The sequence below is a fragment of the Vibrio sp. 1641 genome (assembly GCF_033339995.1).
Classification (GTDB): Bacteria; Pseudomonadota; Gammaproteobacteria; order Enterobacterales; family Vibrionaceae; genus Vibrio; species Vibrio alginolyticus.
Genome location: NZ_JAWOVP010000185.1, coordinates 1 through 696, shown reverse-complemented (window position 1 = coordinate 696; position 696 = coordinate 1). Strand labels below are relative to the sequence as shown.

Genomic DNA, 696 nt, shown 5'->3' with positions numbered 1-696 from the left:
CATCGCAAATCTAGTCTTGAAAGGGAGATGGCATCGAATGATACTCTCCGGTGTCAATAATTTCAGCAGTTAATTTGCAAACTATAGAGGTTGATATGCTCCCAATTATCGATAATGGATGGTTGACTCACGCAAAGCATGTTCCATCACCATTTTTTGATGCACGCAACAGCGAACACGATATCTCTCTATTAGTTGTTCATAACATCAGTTTGCCACCTGGTCAGTTTGGTGGGCCGTATATTGAAGATTTTTTCAGCGGTAATCTTGATCCTAACGCGCACCCATTTTTTGAGGTAATTCACAAAATGGGCGTTTCAGCGCATTGTTTAATTAAGCGCGACGGTGAGATTGTTCAGTTCGTTTCATTTCTTGATAGAGCATGGCATGCGGGGCAATCAAGCTTTGCCGGGAGAGACCGTTGCAATGATTACTCCATTGGCATTGAGCTAGAGGGAACAGAATTTGTGGCGTATACAGAAGAGCAATATCAATCACTTGCTCGATTAACTCAAGCCATCATGCATCAATATCCTCAAATTACCTTGCCACGAATTACCGGCCATCAATACATTGCTCCCTTGAGAAAAAGCGATCCTGGTCTAAGCTTTGATTGGGTTAAATATAGGCAGCTGGTTCAACGTTGATTTGTAGCAAAACTGTAAATTCAAAAAACGGAAATAAATAAGGCATACG

General features: G+C 41.5%; 1 protein-coding gene. It reads left to right on the top strand.

What is annotated here, in order from left to right:
• The first annotated feature begins 95 nt into the window (after positions 1-95).
• The gene (gene ampD, locus R7Z47_RS24955) at positions 96-647 is read left to right on the top strand and encodes a 1,6-anhydro-N-acetylmuramyl-L-alanine amidase AmpD (protein ID WP_101945852.1); all 552 of its coding nucleotides are present in this window, start codon (positions 96-98) and stop codon (positions 645-647) included.
• Positions 648-696 lie beyond the last annotated feature (49 nt).